Origin of the sequence: Ciceribacter sichuanensis (genome assembly GCF_024055605.1) — a bacterium.
Classification (GTDB): Bacteria; Pseudomonadota; Alphaproteobacteria; order Rhizobiales; family Rhizobiaceae; genus Allorhizobium; species Allorhizobium sichuanense.
Window position 1 is genome coordinate 388,445 of sequence record NZ_JAMXLX010000002.1, and the last position, 22,160, is coordinate 410,604.

The 22,160-nt window shown below is 60.7% G+C and carries 21 protein-coding genes; 11 read left to right on the forward strand and 10 right to left on the reverse strand.

Going from position 1 to position 22,160, the window contains the following annotated elements; translation table 11 throughout:
* Positions 1–15 precede the first annotated feature (15 nt).
* Both NBH21_RS08220 and NBH21_RS08225 read right to left on the reverse strand, forming a co-directional pair.
* Positions 16–846, reverse strand: coding sequence for an aldose 1-epimerase family protein (locus NBH21_RS08220; protein ID WP_250915963.1), 831 nt, complete (start codon positions 844–846; stop codon positions 16–18).
* Complete coding sequence (locus tag NBH21_RS08225; protein ID WP_250915962.1) at positions 843–1,247, reverse strand: MarR family winged helix-turn-helix transcriptional regulator; 405 nt, start codon at positions 1,245–1,247, stop codon at positions 843–845. The genes NBH21_RS08220 and NBH21_RS08225 overlap by 4 nt, the downstream gene beginning before the upstream one ends.
* A gap of 247 nt (positions 1,248–1,494) precedes the next feature.
* Between NBH21_RS08225 and NBH21_RS08230 the strand changes: the two genes are divergently transcribed.
* Complete coding sequence (locus tag NBH21_RS08230; protein WP_425340392.1) at positions 1,495–2,841, forward strand: L,D-transpeptidase family protein; 1,347 nt, start codon at positions 1,495–1,497, stop codon at positions 2,839–2,841.
* 109 nt (positions 2,842–2,950) lie between these two features.
* On the opposite strand, the gene NBH21_RS08235 is transcribed toward NBH21_RS08230, so the two are convergent.
* The 7 genes from NBH21_RS08235 to NBH21_RS08265 form a co-directional block, all read right to left on the reverse strand.
* The gene (locus NBH21_RS08235) at positions 2,951–3,670 is read right to left on the reverse strand and encodes a ParA family protein (RefSeq protein WP_250915961.1); all 720 of its coding nucleotides are present in this window, start codon (positions 3,668–3,670) and stop codon (positions 2,951–2,953) included.
* A gap of 190 nt (positions 3,671–3,860) precedes the next feature.
* A complete protein-coding gene (locus tag NBH21_RS08240; protein WP_250915960.1) occupies positions 3,861–4,244 on the reverse strand; it encodes a hypothetical protein in 384 nt (127 codons plus the stop codon).
* 120 nt (positions 4,245–4,364) lie between these two features.
* A complete protein-coding gene (locus tag NBH21_RS08245) occupies positions 4,365–5,510 on the reverse strand; it encodes an iron-containing alcohol dehydrogenase (RefSeq protein WP_250915959.1) in 1,146 nt (381 codons plus the stop codon).
* A complete protein-coding gene (locus NBH21_RS08250) occupies positions 5,507–6,892 on the reverse strand; it encodes an aldehyde dehydrogenase family protein (RefSeq protein WP_250915958.1) in 1,386 nt (461 codons plus the stop codon). The genes NBH21_RS08245 and NBH21_RS08250 overlap by 4 nt, the downstream gene beginning before the upstream one ends.
* 282 nt (positions 6,893–7,174) lie before the next feature.
* The gene (locus NBH21_RS08255; RefSeq protein ID WP_250916413.1) at positions 7,175–8,539 is read right to left on the reverse strand and encodes a glutamine synthetase family protein; all 1,365 of its coding nucleotides are present in this window, start codon (positions 8,537–8,539) and stop codon (positions 7,175–7,177) included.
* Between the two features lie 135 nt (positions 8,540–8,674).
* Positions 8,675–10,228, reverse strand: a complete 1,554-nt coding sequence (locus NBH21_RS08260) for an amino acid permease (RefSeq protein WP_250915957.1) — start codon at positions 10,226–10,228, stop codon at positions 8,675–8,677.
* A gap of 111 nt (positions 10,229–10,339) precedes the next feature.
* A complete protein-coding gene (locus NBH21_RS08265; protein ID WP_250915956.1) occupies positions 10,340–11,113 on the reverse strand; it encodes an N-formylglutamate amidohydrolase in 774 nt (257 codons plus the stop codon).
* A 181-nt stretch (positions 11,114–11,294) separates the two neighbouring features.
* Between NBH21_RS08265 and NBH21_RS08270 the strand changes: the two genes are divergently transcribed.
* From NBH21_RS08270 to NBH21_RS08295, 6 genes are all read left to right on the forward strand, one after another.
* Positions 11,295–12,167, forward strand: coding sequence for a MurR/RpiR family transcriptional regulator (locus NBH21_RS08270; protein WP_250915955.1), 873 nt, complete (start codon positions 11,295–11,297; stop codon positions 12,165–12,167).
* A gap of 146 nt (positions 12,168–12,313) precedes the next feature.
* Entirely contained in the window at positions 12,314–13,420 is a 1,107-nt protein-coding gene (locus tag NBH21_RS08275) for an ABC transporter substrate-binding protein (protein ID WP_250915954.1), read from the forward strand.
* Between the two features lie 119 nt (positions 13,421–13,539).
* On the forward strand, positions 13,540–14,430 hold the full coding sequence (locus tag NBH21_RS08280) for an ABC transporter permease (protein WP_250915953.1): 891 nt from the start codon (positions 13,540–13,542) through the stop codon (positions 14,428–14,430).
* Positions 14,427–15,209, forward strand: coding sequence for an ABC transporter permease (locus NBH21_RS08285; protein WP_250915952.1), 783 nt, complete (start codon positions 14,427–14,429; stop codon positions 15,207–15,209). The genes NBH21_RS08280 and NBH21_RS08285 overlap by 4 nt, the downstream gene beginning before the upstream one ends.
* A gap of 10 nt (positions 15,210–15,219) precedes the next feature.
* Positions 15,220–16,278: an ABC transporter ATP-binding protein gene (locus NBH21_RS08290; RefSeq protein WP_250915951.1), complete on the forward strand. Its 1,059-nt coding sequence runs from the start codon at positions 15,220–15,222 to the stop codon at positions 16,276–16,278.
* 145 nt (positions 16,279–16,423) lie between these two features.
* Entirely contained in the window at positions 16,424–17,053 is a 630-nt protein-coding gene (locus NBH21_RS08295) for a DAK2 domain-containing protein (RefSeq protein ID WP_250915950.1), read from the forward strand.
* Positions 17,054–17,059: 6 nt separating this feature from the next.
* Here the strand turns inward: NBH21_RS08295 and NBH21_RS08300 are convergent, their stop codons facing one another.
* Positions 17,060–17,863, reverse strand: coding sequence for a helix-turn-helix transcriptional regulator (locus NBH21_RS08300; RefSeq protein WP_250915949.1), 804 nt, complete (start codon positions 17,861–17,863; stop codon positions 17,060–17,062).
* 199 nt (positions 17,864–18,062) lie between these two features.
* Here NBH21_RS08300 and NBH21_RS08305 point away from each other — a divergent pair, with 199 nt between their 5' ends.
* From NBH21_RS08305 to NBH21_RS08320, 4 genes are all read left to right on the forward strand, one after another.
* Positions 18,063–19,157, forward strand: coding sequence for an ABC transporter ATP-binding protein (locus NBH21_RS08305; RefSeq protein WP_250915948.1), 1,095 nt, complete (start codon positions 18,063–18,065; stop codon positions 19,155–19,157).
* 46 nt (positions 19,158–19,203) lie between these two features.
* On the forward strand, positions 19,204–20,364 hold the full coding sequence (locus NBH21_RS08310; protein ID WP_250915947.1) for an ABC transporter substrate-binding protein: 1,161 nt from the start codon (positions 19,204–19,206) through the stop codon (positions 20,362–20,364).
* 108 nt (positions 20,365–20,472) lie between these two features.
* Positions 20,473–21,336: an ABC transporter permease gene (locus NBH21_RS08315; protein WP_250915946.1), complete on the forward strand. Its 864-nt coding sequence runs from the start codon at positions 20,473–20,475 to the stop codon at positions 21,334–21,336.
* Positions 21,336–22,160 (forward strand): ABC transporter permease, encoded by an 825-nt coding sequence (locus tag NBH21_RS08320; RefSeq protein WP_250915945.1) that lies wholly within the window; start codon positions 21,336–21,338, stop codon positions 22,158–22,160. The genes NBH21_RS08315 and NBH21_RS08320 overlap by 1 nt, the downstream gene beginning before the upstream one ends.

The following is a 22,160-nucleotide window of genomic DNA, read 5'->3' on the forward strand; positions in this document are numbered from 1 at the left end:
TGTGCCTAAGCCGGTTCAAACAAACGAGAAAGTCAGGGCGTATTCGCGGCTCTCGCCCGGAGCAAGTTCGACGAGTTCCCCGCGTTTCGCAAGTTCGGCGCGCGGCTCCCAGCGATGGGAAACCGGTTCGATGCCCAGCACATGGGCAGGAGCGGCCTGATTGCGCCAGATCTGCAGGAAAGGCAGGCCATCGGTGCGGAAACGGACCCGAAGCGTCTTGCCGCCGATTGCCGCGATGGGGCCGAGCCGGACTTCCGCCCAGTCTTCATCGCCGGCAGGCACGCAGAACACGCCGCCATTCCCCTCGCCGAATGCCCAGGGAAAACCACCCTTTTCCAGCATGGCGCCCTCCAGACGCACATCATCATCGAAAAGCCGGGCGCCGATATTCATGTGGTACATCAGCATGGCCGGAAACGGCTGCGCACCTGTATTCGTAACCCGGTCGGAAAGCTGTACCTCGCCGGTCGCCCCGTCGATCCGCCAGTGACGCTCCAGCCGGGCGCTGCCGCCATCGGCTAGTCTTGCGTCGATAATCGCGCGGGCCTCCGCGTCCCCTTCTTCGAGGGAGGACGAAACGACCTCCGCCGGATGGGACGAAAACGAGCCATGCAACGGAAAGCGAACGCCGTCCTGGCCGGGAACCGGCTCCGGATGGCGGATGTGGTCGGGACCGCAGGTGAAGAGAAAGCCTTCGAGCGAATGATCAATGCGCGGATCGCCGTCATCGGGGATAGCCCGGCCGGGGGCAATATTGACCCCGTCGACAACGCATGCGCCGATGTCAAACACCGATCCCTCGTCAAGCGAAAGCTTCGGCCCCTTGCCGCCACTGAATTCGATCACTGCCCGCCATCCTCGTCAGCCGGCGATGGCATGCGCAGATGTCCCGTCGCCATCGCATCCTCGATGCCGGACAATCCGTCATCGAGCGCCTTGAGGTACGGCAAATCCACCGCCCCTTCAAGCCAGTGCTGATAGTCGGCGGCACAGCGCTTCAGCTCGGTGTAGGCCGCCTGTCCGCTGTCGGTCAGCGTCAGGATCTCAAAACGCCGGTCCACCGTGTCGCGCTGCCGGCCAAGCCAGCTGCGATCCTCCAGCGCCTTCACGGCGCGGCTGACCTTGGTCTTTGTCAGACCGGCATGCCCGGAAATCGCCTTTGCGGTTCCATGCAGCCCTTCACCCAGCGACCAGAGCACCTGCCACTCCGTCCAGGAAACCTCCCCGCCGACATCGCACTGCCGCATGAAATGGCCGCTAAGCCTTTCCGCCGCACGATTTAACCGATAAGGCAAAAAGCTCTCGATATTGAAATGATTTCGCATCGTCCCCCCGCGACGAGATAAAAAACAGCCGGCTGTCCGATCCTCACTCCCGACAAAACCGACTCTGCTCAAAAATGGATTTTAAGCCATTCTTCACCATGAATTCACCTTTTCCACATTAGTGTCAAATTTATCGCGTTTTTCCCATTGGAAACAAGGAAATCGAATCGTGAGCGATATGAAGAAAGCCGGCCTGTTACTTGCGTCTGTGGCATTGATCCCGGCCCTCCTCGCCATGCCCGCGCACGCGCGCGACCCCTACGGCTATCGCCCGAGCTCGACCATCCTCGTCACACCGGAAGGCGACATCCTCGGCTACACCCCCGAGCAGAACGAAGTCGTGATCAGCCGTGACCGCATGGGTCGCCGCGTTCTTTTCGATCACTACGGCAACCTGATCGCCACGGAAGTTCCGGCGGAAAGCTATTTCCCGCGCGGCGCGCAGCAGCGCGATCACCCGGAAACCGCTTACGACAATTACCCACCGCAGCCGCGCGGATGGAACGACGATCAGGTCGTCACCGGCACGATCCCCGACGCCAACACCATCGATCGTCAGCCGCTCGACGAGCCGGCCCAGGACATGCCCTATGGCGGTCCAGACATGGCGCCGCCGACCGAGCAGGCAGCGCCCCGCACAGTGACGCCCGATATCCCGGTGAAGAGCAACCTGTCACAGCTCGAAATCACCGCTCTCCAGACCTTCCTCGATCGCGAGGGCATTTCACCCGGCGTCATCGACGGCAAGATGGGTCAGAACGTCAACAAGGCGCTGGTGGCTTATCAGCAGATGACCGGCGAGACGCTCGACCCGAACAATGCCGATGACATTCTGGAGCGCCTGCGGCTCTCCGGCGGTCTGGCGATCATCTCCTACACGATCACGCCCGGCGATGCAGCCGGCCCCTACGTCGCGTCGATCCCGGAAGATTACAGCCAGAAGGCTCAGTTGCCGGCGCTGTCCTTCACCTCCACTACCGAGATGCTGGCGGAGAAGTTCCACATGGACGAGGCCTACCTCAAGGCGCTCAACCCGGGCGTCGACTTCACCGTTCCGGGCACGATCATCAAGGTCGTCGATCCGGGCAAGGGCAAGCAGGGGCAGGTCGCAAAGATCGTTGCCGACAAGGGGCTGAAGCAGGTTTTCGCCTACGCCGCCGACGGCTCGCTGATCGCTGCCTATCCGGCCAGCATCGGCTCGGCCGACACCCCCTCGCCGTCCGGCACGGTGACAGTGGAGCGCGTCGCCTTCGATCCTGGCTACACCTACAATCCGAAGGTCAACTTCCAGCAGGGCGCAAACGACAGGGTTCTCGCCATCCCGCCCGGCCCGAACGGCCCTGTCGGCACCGTCTGGATGGCGCTGTCCCGCCCGACCTATGGCATCCACGGCACGCCGGAGCCTTCCAAGATCGGCCGCACCCAAAGCCACGGCTGCATCCGCCTCACCAACTGGGATGCAACCGAACTCGCCAAGATGACCAAGCCAGGCGTAACCGTCGAATTCATTGACTGAGTCAGTCGAGAATCTCATTCCGATAGAAGAAATGGACATGCAAAAGAGCCGCTGGATATCCATCCGGCGGCTCTTCTGCTTTTTCGCTGCTTGGGAGGAGCGAGGTATTTCACGCTGCGCTGCGAACGACCTTGAACAGCCGGCGTGGCTGCTGTGAACGCACGATGCGAACCGGCAGCAACTGCATCACCTCGCCGGCAAACAAGCGAGCATTTTCGCGGGCCTTGTCGAGATTGCTGATCTTTGTGGGGTCCATACTGTAGAGGGTGCCACCACAGTCGAAGATCTCGCGATAGGCGGTGCGCTCGGCGATCGGCGTATTAATGACGTTAACGCCGCGGGCGGCCAGAAGCCCTTTGATGGTCAGAAGAGCGCGCGTGGTCACCATTGAAGTGACGCGAGTCAGAACGACGGAATGGTCGATCTTCAGCTTGCCGGTTTCTTCCATCAGCTTGATGAGGTCGAGAATCTGCGCACCCCCGCGCGCATCCATCGCGCAACCCTGAACTGGGATCATCACATGGTCGGAAAGCCCGATTGCGGTCGTCACGATGGCATCGCGTGCACCGGCAAGATCGATGATCGTATAATCGGCCGTACGGGCCAACTCGCGGATATGCCCCTGCAGGGAGGCGACCGTCACTTCGGAAATCACTTCAATATTATGCTGCGGACCCGAAAGCTCATGCCACTGCGTGATCCAGCGCTGCGGATCGGCGTCCAGGATGCCGACACGATATCCCTGCTGGGCAAGCTCGGTAGCGAGAAGAAGGGCTGCGGTGGTCTTGCCGGCTCCACCCTTGGCATTGGCAAACGAGATGACTGGCATGCTGGATCCCTGAAGCTGTGAACCGAGCCAATCATCAGCTCCTGCAGTCGCCTCCTGTTCATGGAGGCAGTATGCAAATTATTCGCCATCATAGTTAAGAAACGGCAAATGAAGCCGCAAACGCCCTCCCCAAAAATGGGAGGACGTTTGCGAAACATGATGAAAAATAAAAGGTATTTCCGTATCGCGTTTAGCCGCGCAACGGCACGCATGCCCCGACATCTTCCGGCCGAACGCGCCCGACTTTCAGATCGGCAAACCTGGGAATGCTCGCGTCTGGTCCGCCCACGCTCTGCTCGTAGGTTGCGCGATCGAGCGTGATCATCCGGCCACTGCCCAGGATGCTCACCATCTTCTTCGAATCCACATAGGCGATGCTCGCCTTGAGCTTACAGAAAAACTTGCTGTCGCCATTCACCAGAACCCAGCCTTGCCCGCCGGATTTGCCCTGCCCCATCTTGCCGACAACATAGCCCTTCTTCGTCAGCGACGTGAAGTTCTCGGCCGATGCGATGGAGGGGACGAAGAGAACCGCAGCCGCCAGCAGGCAGGAAATGCGTACAGATTTTTTCATGATTGAAAACCTTGTTTGCAACAGGATTAGGGGCCTCGCAAAAAAACTCAGCAGGCCCGAACGATAATGGCCCGACCTTCTTCAAAGTCGGGCCATTATTCAAGTTGTATCCTGCAACGATCAGAAGCAGTCTTCGTACAGCGCCTTGGTGTTTTCCAGCGTCATCTTGACCGGGTTGCCGCCAGCGCTCGGATCCTCGATCGCCATAGCCGACATCTCCTCGATCCGGCTCTTGTCGAGGCCGAGCGCGCCCAGGGTTTCGGGAACACCGAGTTCAGCGCGCAGCTTCAGGACCCAGTTGTAGAAGCCGTCGAAACCGCCTTCGATGCCGAGATAGGCGGCGGCGCTGGCGATCTTGCCTTCGATGGCAGCGCGATTAAAGCGCAGCACCGCCGGCATCACCACGGCGTTGGTCATGCCATGATGGGTGTTGTAGATCGCGCCGATCGGGTGCGAGATCGCGTGGATCGCGCCGAGACCCTTCTGGAAGGAAACGGCACCCATGGCAGCCGCTGACATCATGTGGGTGCGAGCCTCGATATCCGTACCGTCATGGAAGGCACGCGGCAGGTATTCCTTGACGAGACGCATGCCTTCGAGCGCGATACCCTGGCTCATCGGATGGTAGAACGGTGAGGAATAGGCTTCCAGGCAATGGGCGAGCGCATCCATGCCCGTGCCTGCCGTAATCGACTTCGGCATGCCGACGGTCAGCTCGGGATCGCAGATGACGACGCCCGGCAGGAACTTCGGATGGTAGATGATCTTCTTAACATGGGTCTTCGAATTGGTAATGACCGATGCGCGGCCGACTTCGGAGCCGGTACCGGCCGTCGTCGGGACGGCGACGATCGGCGCAATGCCTTCGATGCTGGCGCGGGTCCACCAGTCGCCGATGTCCTCGAAGTCCCAGACGGGCCGCGTCTGGCCAACCATGAAGGCGACGCACTTAGCGAGATCGAGGCCAGACCCGCCGCCGAAGGCGACGACGCCGTCATGACCGCCATCGCGAAACGCCTTGATGCCGGCTTCGAGGTTGATGTCGTTCGGGTTCGGATCGACATCGGCGAAAATCGCCCGTCCCAAGCCGCCTTCGGCAAGGATGTCGAGCGCGCCCTGCGTGATCGCCATCGAGGCAAGGCCCCTGTCGGTGATCAGGAGCGGCTTCTTCATGCCGAGCGACTTGCAGGCGTCGGCGAGTTCCTTGATCCGGCCGCTGCCCATCTTGATGGCGGTGGGATAGCTCCAGTTTGCGACAATGCTCATTTCGTGACTTTCTTGAGGTGGTAGGATTTCGGACGGGTAAGGTTGTGGAAACCGATGACAGATAGCGAACCGCCGCGACCGGTTTCCTTGACGCCCGTCCAGCACAGGGCCGGGTCGAGATAGTCGGCACGGTTCATGAAGACGGTACCGGTTTCGATTTCGCGGCCAAGACGCCCTGCCCGTTCGGGGTCCTGCGTCCAGAGCGATGCAGTAAGGCCGTACTGGCTGTCGTTCATCAGCGCCAGCGCTTCCTCGTCGTTCTTGACCTTCATGATGCCGACGGCCGGGCCGAAGGTTTCGTCGCGCATGAATGACATGGAGTGATCGACGTCCACCAAAACCTGCGGCATCAGATAGGCGTGGCCGTCATCCTGGGGGAAGAGCTTCGGATCTACGAGCGCCTTGGCGCCCTTGGCAACCGCTGCTGCGATCTGTTCGCGCACATGCGCTGCGAAACGGCGATGCGCCATCGGGCCGAGCGTCGTTTCCGGATCGAGCGGGTTGCCGAGCTTGTAGTTCGAAACCCAGGCGACCGACTTCTCGACGAATGCGTCGTACAGGCTCTCATGCACGTAGATGCGCTCGATGCCGCAGCAGCACTGTCCGGAATTGTAGGTAGCGCCATCCATCAGCGTATCGACGGCGGCGTCGAGATCGGCGTCCTCCATCACATAGCCCGGATCCTTGCCGCCGAGTTCGAGGCCGAGGCCTGCGAAGGTGGAGGCAGCAGCGCGCTCGATGGAGCGACCGCCTTCGACCGAACCGGTGAAATTGATGAAGTTGAAGCTGCCGGTCGCAATCAGCGCCGAGGTGGTCGCGTGATCGAGGAAGACGTTGACGAAGACGTCATCGGGAACGCCGGCCTCGACGAAGGCGCGAACAAGCCGTTCGCCGACCAGAAGCGTCTGCGTCGCATGCTTGATGACAACAGTGTTACCGGCCATCAGCGCCGGTGCAACGGTGTTGATCGCCGTCATGTAGGGGTAATTCCACGGCGCAATGACGAAGACGACACCATGCGGCTCGCGCTCGATACGGCGCTCGAAGCTGCCGCTGTTCTCGATCACGAGCGGAGCCAGCGCATCGGCGGCAATGGAGGCCACATAGTTCGAACGCTCATTGAAGCCCTTGTATTCGCCACCGTAGCGGACCGGACGACCCATCATCCAGGCCAGTTCCGGCACGACTTCGTCGGACATCTCGTTGAGGCGGGCGACGCCCTTGAGCACGAGTTGCACGCGCTCTTCCAGCGGACGACGAGCCCAGGCCTTCTGGGCTTTGCGAGCCCGGGCCACGGCAGCGTTTGCCGCCTCCAGCGACATGGCCTCGCGCTCGGCAAACACCGAGCCGTCGACCGGCGAAATGCATTGAATCATTGTCATTCCATTGCTCCTTGAAAGCCCCTCAGGCCAGTAGCCCGACACTCGATGTCACGCCATTGGCCAAGATGGCGCAGCCGCTCAACGCTGATCGATCCCGCCCGCCGGAAAGCGGTGCGGGATCGCGTGTCAGGCTACACCTGCTCCCCTGTTTCATGTCGATTCACAGGGGCATGTCTTGCAGTCTATTGCGATTTGGCCGACACCGAAATCTTCCGAAAGTAATATGTCTGCCGATTGTCGATGGTACCAGGCGAAGATCTTTCGCCGGATGGAGAACGGGCATCAGGCTCGCTCGAAACCGCGCGCGACCTCCCAGTCGGTTACCCGGCGATCGTATTCCTCCTGCTCCCACTCGGCGGCCCGGACGTAGTGATCGATCACGTCGTTGCCGAACGCATCCCGCAGCATGGCCGAGCCGGAAAGCGCCTCGGTCGCTGCACGCAGCGTCCGCGGGATCTCTCGAACCCCCTTCGCACCGTAGGCGTCACCGGTGAACGCGGGCTCCAGCTCCCTCTTCTTCTCGATCCCGTCGATACCCGCTGCCAGCAAAGCCGCCATGGCGAGATAGGGATTGAGGTCGGAGCCGCCGACACGGCATTCAACACGGATCGCCTTGGTTTCTTCTCCGCACATGCGATAGCCTGCGGTGCGGTTGTCCTTGGACCAGATCGCCTTGGTCGGCGCGAAAGTGCCCGCCATGAAGCGTTTGTAGGAATTGATGTAGGGCGCAAGGAAATAGGTGATCTCGCTCGCATGAGAGAGAAGGCCCGCCATGTAATGCTTCATCGTGGACGACATGCCGTGTTCACCGTTCTCATCGAAGAACAGCGGCGTCTTGCCATCGGAGGTCCACAGCGACTGATGGATGTGCGACGAAGAACCCGCGGCATTGTAGTGCCACTTGGCGAGGAAGGTGATCGCCTTGCCGCGCGACCAGGCAATTTCCTTGCAAGCGTTCTTGATGATTGCGTGACGGTCAGCCATGGTCAGCGCGTCGGCATAGCGAACATTGATTTCCTCCTGCCCGGCCGAAGCCTCGCCCTTGGAATTCTCGACCGGAATGCCCGCGGCCTGCAGGCCCTTGCGGATCGCCCGCATCACATCTTCTTCCTTGGTGGTCTGGAAGATGTGGTAGTCTTCGTTGTAGCCGGAGGCGAGCTGCAGGTCGCGGTAACCCGACACGCGGGCATCGTCATAAGTCTGGTCGAACAGGAAGAATTCGAGCTCGCTGGCCATATAGGCCTTCATGCCCATCGCCTCGAGACGGGCGACTTGCTTCTTCAAGATCGCGCGGGGCGAATGGGGTACTTCGTCATGGGTGTGGTGATCCAACACGTCGCACAGAACGAGCGCCGTGCCTTCGAGCCACGGAACGCGACGAAGCGTCGAAAGGTCGGGCTTCATCGTATAGTCGCCATAACCCTTTTCCCAGCTCGTGGACTTGTAGCCCGATACGGTCTCCATCTCCATGTCGGTCGCAAGCAGATAATTGCAGCTGTGAGTTTCCTTGTAGGCGCTCTCGATAAAGTATTCCGCCTGGAAACGCTTGCCCATCAGGCGGCCCTGCATGTCGACCTGGCATGCCAGCACCGTATCGATGCGGCCGTCGGCGACGTCCTTTTTCAAATCGTCGAATGTGTAAATCATGCTCATATTGACCGCCTACAAGGTGAAAATACGTCTCCGATCGGCGATGCTTGCGCCGAATCGGGGCCTGGTCTCATTTTTCGGCCCGGAACAGCTTGACCGCTCCGGGCCGCATCTCAACTGCGCCACGTTAGCTCAGACAACTTCACCAACGGCCTTTTCAGCGGCAGCAATCTGTGCCTGCCGGCGAGCGACTTCATCGCCGATCGGCGGACCCTTGAAACGCTTGTTTTCGAAAGCTAACCAAACGATTGCCGTCAGCACCAGAAAGCCCACGGTGATCGGCAATGCCCAGTCGTTCGGCGGCTGGATGCCGATGTAGAAGATCACCGCCATCGACACGATGACAAGGACGGAGACCAGCCGATAGCCGGTGACGCCCATACTCCACGGACCCATCTTCGACCACTTCGGCGTACCGATCGCCACGAAGCCAAGCGCGATCGGCAAGGCGAAGGAAAGGAAGAGAAAGATGACCGTGCACGACACGACGATCGAGTAGGCCGGCGTTCCGGCAATGGTGATCGCCGAGGTGAACCAGACGAACAGCACCGAAAGGATGGAACCCGTCCAGATGGCAGAAACCGGCGTGCGGTATTTCGGGCTCACCTTCGACAGCGCCGCAGAACCGGGCAGACCCTTGTCACGCGAGAAGGCAAAGATCATACGGGACAGCGAGGTCACCGTCGCGAGGCCGCACAGGAACTGGGACACGAAGATGAGGAAGTACAGTATCTCCTTCATCGTCGGATTGACCTGCGCATCCATTGCCCAGAAGAACACGTTCCAACCCTGCTTGGCGGCATCGTCCATGTTCGGGATCATCAGCACGAACGAGCAAAGCATCACATAGCCGAACAATGCCGACCAGATGACCGAGCTCACCATGCCCTTGGGCACGGAATGGGCAGCCTTGACGGTTTCCTCCGACGTATGGGCCGAGGCGTCGTAGCCGGTGATGGTATAGATCGGCAGCAGCAGTCCGAGCAAAAACGCCATGCTGCCGGAAACCGCGGTCGGCCACACCAGAGAGGCGCCTTCCGTTCCGGTGTAGTTGGCAAAGGTGAAGAGCCTGCCGATTTCATAGCTCGGCGCGGAAATCAGGCACACGACCGTCAGGAGAATGGCGGTGGCGAAGATCAGATAGCCCGAGAAGTCGGTAAGCTTCGCGGTCAGGCCGATACCGAAATGATTGATGAGCGCCTGCAGGCCGGTAATCAGCGCCACGAAGACGACGCGGTGCGTCAGCGTGTCCTCCAGGCCGATATAGGAGCCGAAAGCGCCGAAGAAGAAATAGAACGTACCGACGTTGATGGCACCGAGAACCGTCACAAGGCCGAGCAGGTTGAGCCAGGCAGCCAGCCAGCCGGTGAACCGGTTACCGAGGATCGAACCCCAGTGATAGAGCCCTCCCGCCGTGGGATAGGCCGAGCCGATCTGGGCAAGCCCCAGGGCGAACAGACCCGAAATCAGGCACCCCAGCGGCCAGCCGAGGCCGATGGCCGCCCCGCCCGCTCCGGAGGTCGCCTGCCCGAGCGAGTTGATGCCGCCCGACAGGATGCAGATGATCGAAAAGGAGATCGCGAAGTTCGAGAACGAACTCATGCGACGCTCTAGCTCCTGAGCGTAACCCATGGAGTGCAATATATGAATATCGTGCTTTTTGTCCTGCTCGGTATAATCTGACATGACGTCCCCCAATTAACCGATCGCCCGCGGGATTGCGGACAATTCCGTTGGTCTCGCCATCGTTCTTTTCGATGGCTGGTTTGCAGATCACCTGCTCCCCGGGGTCATTTCTTATTGCTGGCAGGTGCCGATCGCCGCGCGGATCAGTCCTGCCAGATAGTCGGCCATAACCCCTTGGCCGACTTCATCTGCGATCAGGTCGTTTCGAACCTCGATCATTACGTTGAGGTGCCCGTGCGGAAGCCCGTGCAGCCTGAGAGTATGAGTAACGCCGTCCTCGGGGCCGTACGGCGAATTCCGTTCGACACGGAAAGGACCGCCCTCCGCCGCCGCCAGCATGGCATCGGCCAGCCGGCTGTCCGTATCGTGGAGAATGCCGATCTCGACCGCGCGCGGCTTGCCGAGATAGACCGGCGTGAAACTGTGCATCGTCACCAGCACCGTCTGCCGCCCCCCTTCCGTCCGGTCGGCAATGATCGCCGCAATCCGGTCGTGAAACGGCACGTAGAGGGCGGCCGTGCGGGCGTAGCGCTCCGCCGGGGACAGATCCCGGTTGCCGGGAATTTCGTAGATCTCGCTCACCTCCGGCATGGCGCCGGCTGATTCCGGAGGCCGGTTGCAATCGTAGACCAGCCGGGAAAACCGCTGATGGACGAGGGTCGCATCGAGCTTGACCGAAAGAGCCTCTGCTACGGCAAGCGCACCAGGATCCCAGGCGATGTGGCTTGAAAGCGCTTCTGCATCCAGTCCGAGATCGCCGACGCTTGCGGGCAGCCTTCTGGAGGCATGTTCACAGATGAGAAGTACGGCCCCGACACCCTGTGGGTTGTCGACGCCTGCAGCTTCGCCTTCTGCTGCCGTCAGAATATCCGACCTCAAAAGCATGCATGTTCCCCCGGACCTTCATGGTCCTCTTTATTGAGAAGAGAATTCTTCACGATTAAGAGACTGTCAATCCACTCCTGAAAATTTCTCTTCACCTCCCCGATTGACACACAGGTTCGCGACAGGGATAAATTTGTCATGAGGCTGACAAAAGATTGGCCCAGGGGAAAAAGGACGATCATTGCCGAACGCTTCGAAAAGAGTCGCGGACGTCATACAGGCGCGTTTGGAAAACCTGACGCGTGCGGAACGGCAGTTGGCCGACAGCTTGCTGGACAACTATCCCGTTTCCGGGCTGGGCAGCATCACGACAGTCGCGGAAAATGCCGGCGTCTCGACGCCGACGGTTGCGCGCATGGTGCAGAAACTCGGCTATAGGGGATATGCGGAATTCCAGTCCCACCTGCATCAGGAACTCGAAGCGACACTCTCGAACCCGATCGCCAAGCACGATCGCTGGGCCTCCAATGCGCCCGGAACGCATATTCTCAACCGTTTCGCCGAAGCGGTGATGAACAATATGCGCCAGAGCCTTGGCGAACTTGATCCGGCTTCTTTTGACGAGGTTGCCCGGCTGTTGGCCGATCGGCGCCGCAACCTCTATTTCGTCGGCGGACGCATCACCGGCGCTCTCGCCGAGTACTTCTTCACCCACATGCAGGTCATCCGGCCGAAGACGACCCTGATGTCTTCGAACGCCAGCGCCTGGCCGCAGCATGTGCTCAACATGAATCCCGGCGACGTGCTGGTGATCTTCGATATCCGCCGCTACGAGGCGGACATGGCAACACTGGCGCAGGTCGCCAGGACGAGCGGTGTAGAGATCGTGCTCTTCACCGATGAGTGGGGCTCTCCGGTTTCGAAGCATACCAGGCACTGTTTCAAGGTGGCGGTGGAAGCACCGTCCGCCTGGGACTCGTCAGTCGTCACATTATTCGTGGTGGAAGCATTGATAGAGGCAGTCCAGAGTTCGTCGTGGGCAGAGACCCGTGAGCGCATGAACACACTGGAAGGACTGTTCGAACAGGCTCGCCTGTTTCGGAAACCACGCTAGTAGGACATCATACATGCAAGGGAGGAGGTCAGACGGAACAAGAAATCCGAGAGCCGGCTAACGGCCCCACTGGAAATGTCACATTATTATCATGCAAGCCGAATATCTGTCCCGCATCGCTGTATAACCAACCAAGGAGAACTTCAGTGATTACGAATTTCCGCCGCATGCTGTCGCTGACGACCGCCGTTGTCGTCGCGTCGTCCGCTGTCGCTTACGCTGAACCGAGCGCAGAATTGATCGAGGCCGCCGAGAAGGAAGGCATGCTCACCACGATCGCCCTGCCCCACGACTGGTGCGGCTACGGCGCCGTAATCGACGGCTTCAAGAAGAAGTATCCGGAAATTTCGGTCAACGAACTGAACCCGGACGCCGGCTCGGCTGACGAAGTCGAAGCCATCAAGGCCAACAAGGACAACAAGGGCCCGCAGGCTCCTGACGTCATCGACGTCGGTCTCGCTTTCGGCCCGCAGGCAAAGGCTGAAGGCCTGCTGCAGCCTTACAAGGTCTCCACCTGGGACGAAATCCCGGACACCATCAAGGACGCTGAAGGCTACTGGTACGGCGACTACTACGGCGTCATGTCTTTCATCGTGAACAAGGACATCGTCAAGGAAACCCCGAAGGACTGGGCCGACCTGCTGAAGCCCGAGTACGCTGGCCAGTTCGCTCTCGCCGGTGACCCGCGCGCCTCCAACCAGGCCATTCTCGGCGTTCTCGCCGCAGGTCTCGCTTCCGGTGCCAAGGCTGGCAAGGAAGCCGGCGAAGCCGGTCTGAAGTACTTCGCCGAAGTCAACAAGGCCGGCAACTTCGTTCCGGTCATCGGCAAGTCCGGCACGCTTGCCCAGGGCTCGACCCCGATCGTCGTCGCCTGGGACTACAACGCCCTGTCCTGGAAGGACACGCTCGCTGGCAACCCGCCGGTCGACGTTGTCGTTCCGGAAAGCGGCGTTCTCGCCGGCGTCTACGTTCAGGGTATCTCGGCTTACGCTCCGCATCCGAACGCTGCCAAGCTGTGGATGGAATACCTGTACTCCGACGAAGGCCAGACCGCATGGCTCGCCGGCTACTGCCACCCGGCCCGCTTCAACGCCATGTCGAAGGCTGGCAAGATCCCGCAGGCTTTGCTCGACAAGCTGCCGCCGGCTGCATCCTATGAAAAGGCTTACTTCCCGACCCTCGAGGAAGTCGATGCCAACAAGGCTGCCGTCACCGCTGGCTGGGACAAGGTCGTCGGCGCCAACGTACAGTAATTTTGCGCACTGAAATGCCCGCCCCGGTCTTGAGGCCGGGGCGGATTTTGCCTTTTATAGAAATACTTGAACGCATTAAAACAAAAGCCGGGCATGACGCGCGGCAGGGGACACAATCGATGGCAAACGAAAGTCCGGTCGTCGGCAAGCAGGCCGGCATCGCAGATCGGCTCCCGCTGCAATGGCTGGGTGTTGCACCTTTTCTGATATTCGCGACGCTGTTCCTGCTCCTGCCGACGATGAAGATCGTCATCGGTGCATTCCAGACGCCGGATGGCGGGTTCACCCTCCAGAATATCGCCGACCTCTTTACGCCGTCGATCCTGTCGGCCTACTGGATTTCCATCAAGATAAGCTTTGCCTCGGCTTTCCTCGGCTGCCTGATCGGCTTTGCAATGGCTGCAGCCGTCGTCCTCGGCGGATTGCCGTCCGGCATCCGTGCCCCGCTCCTCACCTTCTCGGGCGTGGCCTCCAACTTCGCCGGCGTTCCGCTTGCCTTCGCATTTCTGGCAACGCTCGGTCCGGTCGGCTTCGTCACTGTCTTCCTGCGCACGCAGATCGGCATTGACCTGCGCTCGCTCGGCTTCAATATCCTGTCCTTCTGGGGCCTGACCATCACCTACCTGTTCTTCCAGATCCCGCTGATGATCCTCATCATCACGCCTGCAATCGACGGATTGAAGCGGGAATGGAAGGAAGCGGCCTCGATCCTCGGCGCCACCAACGGGCAATATTGGCGCATGGTCGCCTTCCCGATTCTCCTGCCCTCGCTGCTCGGCACGATGGCGCTGCTGTTCGCCAATGCCTTCGGCGCCGTGGCAACCGCAATCGCGCTGACAGGCTCGTCGCTGAACATTGTGCCGATCCTGCTCTTCGCCCAGATCCGCGGCGATGTTCTCGGCAATCCCAATCTGGGCTATGCTCTGGCTTTCGGAATGATCTTCGTTACCGGCATCGCTAACGCCCTCTACATCTGGCTGCGCGCCCGCAGCGAAAGGTGGCTGAAATGAAGAAGATCTGGGCCTGGGGGGCCTTGCTGTTCGGCCTCCTCTATTTCGCTCTGCCGCTGATCGGCATGACGAACTTTTCGCTGAAGATGCGCCGGGGCGAATATTCGTTCGACGCCTACGCCAAGGTGCTGGGCGATCCACGTTTCCAGGAAACCTTCACCTACTCGGTGACCATGGCGCTGGTGACGATCATCTTCGGTGTCCTGTTGGTCGTACCGACCGCATACTGGGTGCGCCTGCGCATGCCGACGCTACGTCCCTTCATCGAGTTCATCACGCTGCTGCCGCTGGTCATTCCAGCGATTGTAATCGTGTTCGGCTATATCCGGCTCTACAATACGTCGAGCTGGCTGCCGCTGACCGGCTCGATCATGGGAACCAACATTCTCCTGATGTTCGGCTATGCGACGCTGTCGCTGCCCTACATGTATCGCGCCGTGGATACCGGCCTGCAGTCGATCGACGTCCGCACCCTGACGGAAGCGGCCCAGAGCCTCGGTGCCAGCTGGGCCCGTATCCTGTTCCGCATCATCCTGCCGAACGTGCTGATCTCGGTTCTGTCGGGCGCCTTCCTGACATTCGCCATCGTCATCGGCGAATTCACCATGGCCGCACTGCTCAACCGCCCCGCTTTTGGTCCCTACATGCAGCTGCTCGGCGCCAATCGCGCCTATGAGCCGGCGGCCCTCGCCGTGATCGCCTTCGGCATCACCTGGGGATGCCTAGGCCTGATCCAGCTCGTGTCCCGCTTCCAAAAGACAACTCAACGTCCAGCCTGAGAACACCGCCATGTCATTTCTGACCCTGACCAATATCCAGAAATCCTTCGGGCCGGTGCAAGTCGTTCACGACTTCAACATGGCTATCGAGAAGGGCGAATTCATCTCCTTCCTCGGCCCATCGGGCTGTGGCAAGACCACCATCCTGCGCATGGTCGCGGGCTTCGAGACGCCGACCGGCGGCACGATCGTCATCAACGGCCGCGACCAGTTGAGCCTGAAGCCAAACCAGCGAAACATCGGCATGGTGTTCCAGGCCTACGCGCTTTTCCCCAACATGAACGTTTTCGATAACGTCGCGTTCGGCCTGAAGGTCGCCGGTACACCGAAGGCCGAGATCGAAAAGCGCGTGAAGGAGATGCTCGATCTCATCCATCTCGGCCATCTTGGCGAGCGCTATCCCTACCAGATGTCCGGCGGCCAGCAGCAGCGCGTAGCGCTGGCCCGTGCGCTGGCGCCGAAGCCGCAGGTTCTGCTTCTGGACGAGCCGCTCTCGGCGCTCGACGCCAAGATCCGCGTTTCGCTGCGCGAGGAAATCCGCCAGATCCAGCAGAAGCTCGGCATCACCACCATTTTCGTTACCCACGATCAGGAAGAGGCCTTGTCGATTTCCGACCGGGTTGTCGTCATGAATGCCGGCCGGGCCGACCAGATCGGTACGCCCTTCGAGATCTATAACAAGCCGGCCACCCGTTTCGTCGCCTCCTTCGTCGGCACGCTCAACCTCATCGAGGCGACGGTGCTCGATCCCGCGACCGGCAGCGTCCGCATCGGCGACACCGAAGTGAAGCTCAGGGATACCGTTGCAGCGGCCGCAGGCGGCAAGGTGCAGCTCGCCATGCGTCCGGAAGCCGGATCGCTGGCAGACGGCCGCAAGAGCGACACTACCCTCCACGGCCAGGTCGTGTCGAGCCACTTCCTCGGCTCGGTCATCCGCACCCGCCTGAACGTCAGCGGCAACACCATCTCCTTCGACATGTTCAACGATCCGGGCGTCAGCCCACCGGTTGTCGGCGATACGGTGGCGCTCAGGATCGATTCCGGCGACCTGCTGGTCCTGCAGGACTGAAGGTCGCAGCTGCTGCGCTGCAATAACGGCTTGAACCGGGCCTGAAAATTTTCTCTACTTGTCCTAACCGTCACAGGGGTACGGAAAGGGCAAGCATGAGAAACCGGTGCGAACGACAGCAGATCATCATGTGGGAGGCGCTGGCATGACGGCTCCCACTATCACCACCGTCTCACTGCTTGAGGCCTTTTCCGAGATCGCCGCGGCGATGACGGAAAACCGCAGCATGCTTTCCCGTATCGACCGCATCGATGGCGACGGCGACCATGGCGAGACCATGGCCCGCGTCTTCTGCGGCGTGGAAACCCACCTCGCCAAACTGGAACCGTCCGATTCCACGCCTTCCGAACTCTTCGATATCGTTGCCGAAAGCCTGATGACCTTCGACGCGGCTTCGGCCCGGCTCTACGCCAGCGCCTTTCGCCGTGCGGGTACGGCCACGATGCGCAAGAAGGCACTGACGGCCGCCGATTTCGCGAAGGCGTTCAAGGAAATGGCAGCCGGCATTGCTGCCCACGGCAAGGCCGGAACGGAAACAAAGAACATCGCCGATATCTGGCAGGCCGCTGCCGCCGCCTATGCGGAAGCAACTGTCAGCAACGACGATCCGGCCGTCTGTTTGGCGGCTGCCCTTGAAGCGGCCGAGGACGGTGTGGAAACGGATGCCATCATACACGGCGCCGATGCCACCTTCGTCAACGGCCGGCGCCCGCCCGATGCCGGAGCGCTCTCCGCCCTGCTGATGATCCGCGCACTACGAGACAGCTTTCGCTGATCCTGCTCAGGCCGTCGTCGGCAGCGTCTCGAGGTAAAGCGACAGAAGTTGGATCTGCGAGGATATGCCGAGCTTCCGGTAGACATTGCGCCGGTGCACCTTGACCGTGCCGGTCGCTATGTTGAGCCGGAGTCCAATGGACTCCGACGAATGGCCCTGCAGCACGAGCTCGATGATCGCGGCCTCCCGTGCAGTCAGGTTGAGATCCCGCCAGATGCGCTGCGGGCCGGAATCGTCCACATGCCCACGCTTGCGGCTTGCTCGCGCCGCATCGAAACGCTTGCCGGTTTCCGCCCAGAAATGCCGCACGATCGCCGCGACTAAAGGTTCGGCCTGCTTCAAAAGCGCAAACTCGCTGGCCGAAAAGACCCCGGATGCCTCCTTGCGCATCAGGGAAAGCACGATCGTCACATCGCCCGACAGCGTGACGAAGAAACCGATCTCTTCGGCAAGGCCCGTCTGCCCGTAATAGGTCCGGTAGTATTCGCTGGAAAAGAACCGGTCGGGTGCCAGTTCCCGCATGCGAAAAACCCCGGCACCGGCCGCAGTCGCATTCCAGTAGAACGGATCGAGCAGATAGGCGCCGTCCTGATAGAGGCTGACGAAAAGCTCGTGTTCCTTCTCGTTGAAGGTGGCGTAGAGATCGATCGGCCGCTGTTCCCCGCGATAGGCAAAGACAACGACATGGTCGAAGCGCGTGAGGCTCGCCATCAAACGGCGAAAGCGTTCCCCCACCTCGGCATCGGCAAGAGCCTCCACGCCGACCAGCGAGGCAGCAGCCTGAAACAGGTTTCCATGGTCGATCGGCATGGCGTTGAGATCCTTTCCATGTCCGAGCCTCTCCTCCGAAGCGCGGCAGAGGTATATCTCCCACGACACAATTTACGGCAAAATACCTCTCTCGGGGTATATACCGCGAAATGAACGCAGGACTACTCTTCCACCTAGCGACGGTGGCAAGGCAACGAAGAGTGCCGACATAAAAAACCTCTAGCCGCGGGGAACAGACGTGACGCAAACGTCAGTCAACGACATCGAATTCCGGTCCGTTACCAAGAACTATGGTGCCGTGACCGCAGTGAAGAACATTGAACTCGCAGTACCCAAGGGTGCGTTTCTGGCACTGCTAGGGCCATCCGGCTGCGGCAAGACCACTTGCCTCAGGATGATCGGCGGCTTCGAGCAGCCTAGCGAGGGCGAAGTCATGATCGCCGGCACTCCGATGCATGGCGTTCCGGCCTATCGCCGCCCGGTGAACATGGTGTTCCAGCACTATGCGCTCTTCCCGCATTTCGATGTGGAGAACAACGTCGCCTATGGCCTGAGGCAGTTCCGTCCTCGCCTAGCGACTGGCGAAATCACCAAGAGAGTTGCCTCCGCACTCGAGATGGTCCGCCTCGGTGGCTTTGGCAAACGACGTATCCATGAACTCTCCGGCGGTCAGCAACAGCGCGTGGCGCTTGCCCGGGCGCTGGTGAACCGTCCCTCGGTCCTCCTGCTCGACGAACCTTTGGCCGCGCTCGACAAGAACCTGCGCACTGCCATGCAGATAGAACTGCAGACGATCCAGCGGGAACTCGGCATCACCTTCGTGCTCGTCACCCATGACCAGGAAGAGGCACTGTCGATGAGCGATCTCGTCTGCGTCATGAATGCCGGCCGGATCGTTCAGCTCGCCCCACCGCAAGAGGTCTACGACAACCCCGCCGATCTCTTCGTCGCCGGCTTCGTCGGCAAGACCAACAAGCTGGAAGGCGACATCGAGGCCCGAGGCACCGATCGCTGCATGGTCCGCCTCGGCAATGGCGTGGCGATCACCGCACCGGTCAAGCGGGAGCTTTCGGCAGGCAAGGCGATCCTGTCCGTGCGCCCCGAGGCCATCACGCTTTCGACCGCCGCAGACGCGGTCACCGACGCTCTGCGCGGTCAGGTGACAAACCGGATCTTCCTGGGCTCCAGCGTTGAATATTGCGTGGCCGTGCCCGGCATCGGCGATGTCCTCGTCACCACGGAACGCCAGCCTGCCGAAACCGGCCTGCACGATCCCGGCACGGAAGTCGCGCTCGGCTTCGACCCGCAGGCCGTTCACATTTTTTCAGCATGACGAGCATTACAAGAAAACATCACGAAAAAACAAAGGGAACAGCAACATGAGCAGGAAAGAAAAGGATAATTCGCTGATCACGCCCGAACGTTTCGCGGACGAGTTCATGCGTCTGAAGCGTGGTTCCGTGAGCCGCCGTCACTTCCTCGGCATAACCGGCCTCGGCCTTGCAGCCACCGTCATGGGCGGTGCAATGCGCCCCTTCGGTTCCATGGCGATGGCCGAGGATCTCGGCAAGCAGATGTCGATCGCCACCTGGCCGAACTATCACGATCCCGCAACCTTCGAGGCCTTCACCGCCGCGACCGGCGTTGCCGTCGAGGTCAACGTCTTCGGCTCCAACGAGGAAATGCTGGCCAAGCTCCAGGCGGGCGCTTCGGGCTGGGACCTGTTCGTGCCGACCAACTACACGATTTCCACCTACGTTCAGCTCGGCCTGATCGACGAACTCGACCTGACCAAGGTGCCGAACTTCAGTGCAACGACCGAGAACCCGCGCTTCACTTCCGAAGGCAAGATCGACGGCAAGACCTTTGCCCTGCCGAAGAACTGGGGCACCACGGGCTTTGCGGTCAATACCGACAAGATCAAGAAGCCGATGGCAAGCTGGAAGGACTTCTTCGAAGTCGCCATGACCGAGGCTGACGGCCGCGCCATGGTACATGATTATCAGCTCACCACCATCGGCAACGCCCTGGTCTCGCTCGGCTACTCCTTCAACTCGATCAAGCCGGAAGAACTCGCCAAGGCCGAGGAACTGTTGCTCAAGGTGAAGCCGCACCTCTTCGCCATCAACAGCGACTACCAGCCGGCGATGCGCGCGGGTGATGCATGGCTGACCATGTGCTGGACCAATGACGGCGCCCAGCTCAACCGCGACATTCCCGATATCGCCTATATCCTCGGCAAGGACGGCGGCGAGATCTGGACCGACTATTACGCGATCCCGAAGGATGCCCCGAACAAGGCGGCCGGCTACGCACTCCTGAATTTCCTGATGGACCCGGCCGTCGCCGTGAAGGAACACGTCGCCAACGGTGCTCCGGCAACCGACAGCCGCGTCATCGATCTGCTGCCGAAGGAAATCACCTCGAACAAGATCGTCTATCCGGATGAAGCTGCACTGACGCCGCTCGAATTCGGCGCAGCCGTGACGCTGACCGATCCCGGCCGCGCCGAGCTGATGGCACGGTTCAAATCGGCCTGAGCATGAAACCGGGCGGTTCATCGCCGCCCGCTTCCCATCCCCCGCCGATACAAGGCGGACCACGGCGGGGGTCTTCCGTTCAAACTCCTACAGGATCGATTTCGACCCATGGCCAGTCTCGACACAAGGAAAAAGCTTGTGACCGCGGCGCTGATCGCGCCGGCGGCCCTGTGGCTGTTCTTCTTCCTGGTGCTGCCCTTCATCGCCATGCTGGTCTTCTCCTTCGGCGAACGCGGCGCGGCCGGCGGCTATCAGCCAGGCTTCACGCTGGAGCACTACGCCAATCTCGGCGCCCGCTCGATGGCCTATGTCAACACACTGACGCTTGCGCCGGTCGGCTCCCTGCTCTGCCTGCTGATCGCCTATCCGGCAGCCTATTACCTAGCGGTCAAGTCGAGCCCCAGCCACCGGCTCCTGCTGGTCTCGCTCGTCATCATTCCCTTCTGGACGAGCCTGCTCGTGCGCACCTATGCCTGGATGTATATTCTCGGCTCGCGCGGCATTCCGAACCTGCTGGATATCATCGGCATCGAGAATGTCCGAATGCTCAACACGCCCGGCGCAGTGCTGCTCGGCATCGTCTATGGCTATCTGCCGCTGATGATCATGCCGATCTATGTCAGCCTCGAAAAGCTCGACCGACGTCTGTTGGAAGCCTCCGCCGATCTTGGCGCAAAACCGATCTCGACCTTCTTCAGCGTCACCCTGCCGCTCTCGCTTCCCGGCGTCATGACCGGCGTGGCGCTCGTCACCATCCTGCTGCTCGGCGAATACCTGATCCCGCAGCTTCTCGGCGGCGGCAAGGTCTTCTTCCTCGGCAACGCGTTGGTCGACCTCTTCCTGCAATCGCGCAACTGGCCCTTCGGCTCGGCGATTGCCGTCACCCTCGTGCTCATCGTCGTCATCGTCCTGATGATCGCCATGCGGATCGCCTGGCGCGTCTCAGGCACAAGGCAAGTGGATCTCGTCTGATGCGCGCCTTCATCACCAGCGTCTACCTGTTCCTGTATGCGCCGATCGCACTCGTCGTCCTGTTCTCGTTCAATGCCGGCCGCAACGCGTCCGAATTCATCGGCTTCTCGACCCAGTGGTATGGCAAGGCGCTCGGCAACAGCTTTCTGATGAATGCGCTGTGGAACAGCCTCGTCATCGGCCTGACCAGCGCCCTGCTCGCCGCCCTCTTCGGCACCATGGCCGCCCTTGCGATGGAGCGCATGTCACCCCGCATGCGGGCAATCTTCGATGGGCTGTTTTCCGCCGCCATCGTCGTTCCGGGCGTCGTCATCGGCATTGCGACGCTCGTTGCACTGGTCGAGGTGTTCAATTTCGTCAATCCGGTGATAACGGCGATCTGGCCGGGAGAGGTCGCGCCGAAACTGGGGCTCGGTTACGGCTCCGTGATCGCCGCCCACGGCCTGTTCAGCATGGCGCTCGTGACCATGATCGTGAAGGCGCGCATCGCCAGCCTCGGCCGCGATATCGTGGAAGCCTCGAGCGACCTTTACGCCACGCCGTTCACCACTTTCCGCTCCATCGTCCTGCCGCAGATCCTGCCATCCATCGTGGCCGGTTTCCTGCTCGCCTTCACCTTCTCCTTCGACGATTTCATCATCGCCTTCTTCGTCGCGGGATCGAAGACCACGCTGCCGATGTATGTCTTCGCCTCGATCCGCCGCGGCATCACGCCTGAAATCAACGCCGTCGCATCCATGGTGCTTGCCGCCTCGCTCATGATGATCGTCGGCGCACGCAGCCTGATGCGCGAGCGCAAGCCTGCGTCTTCGGAAACGGAGTAA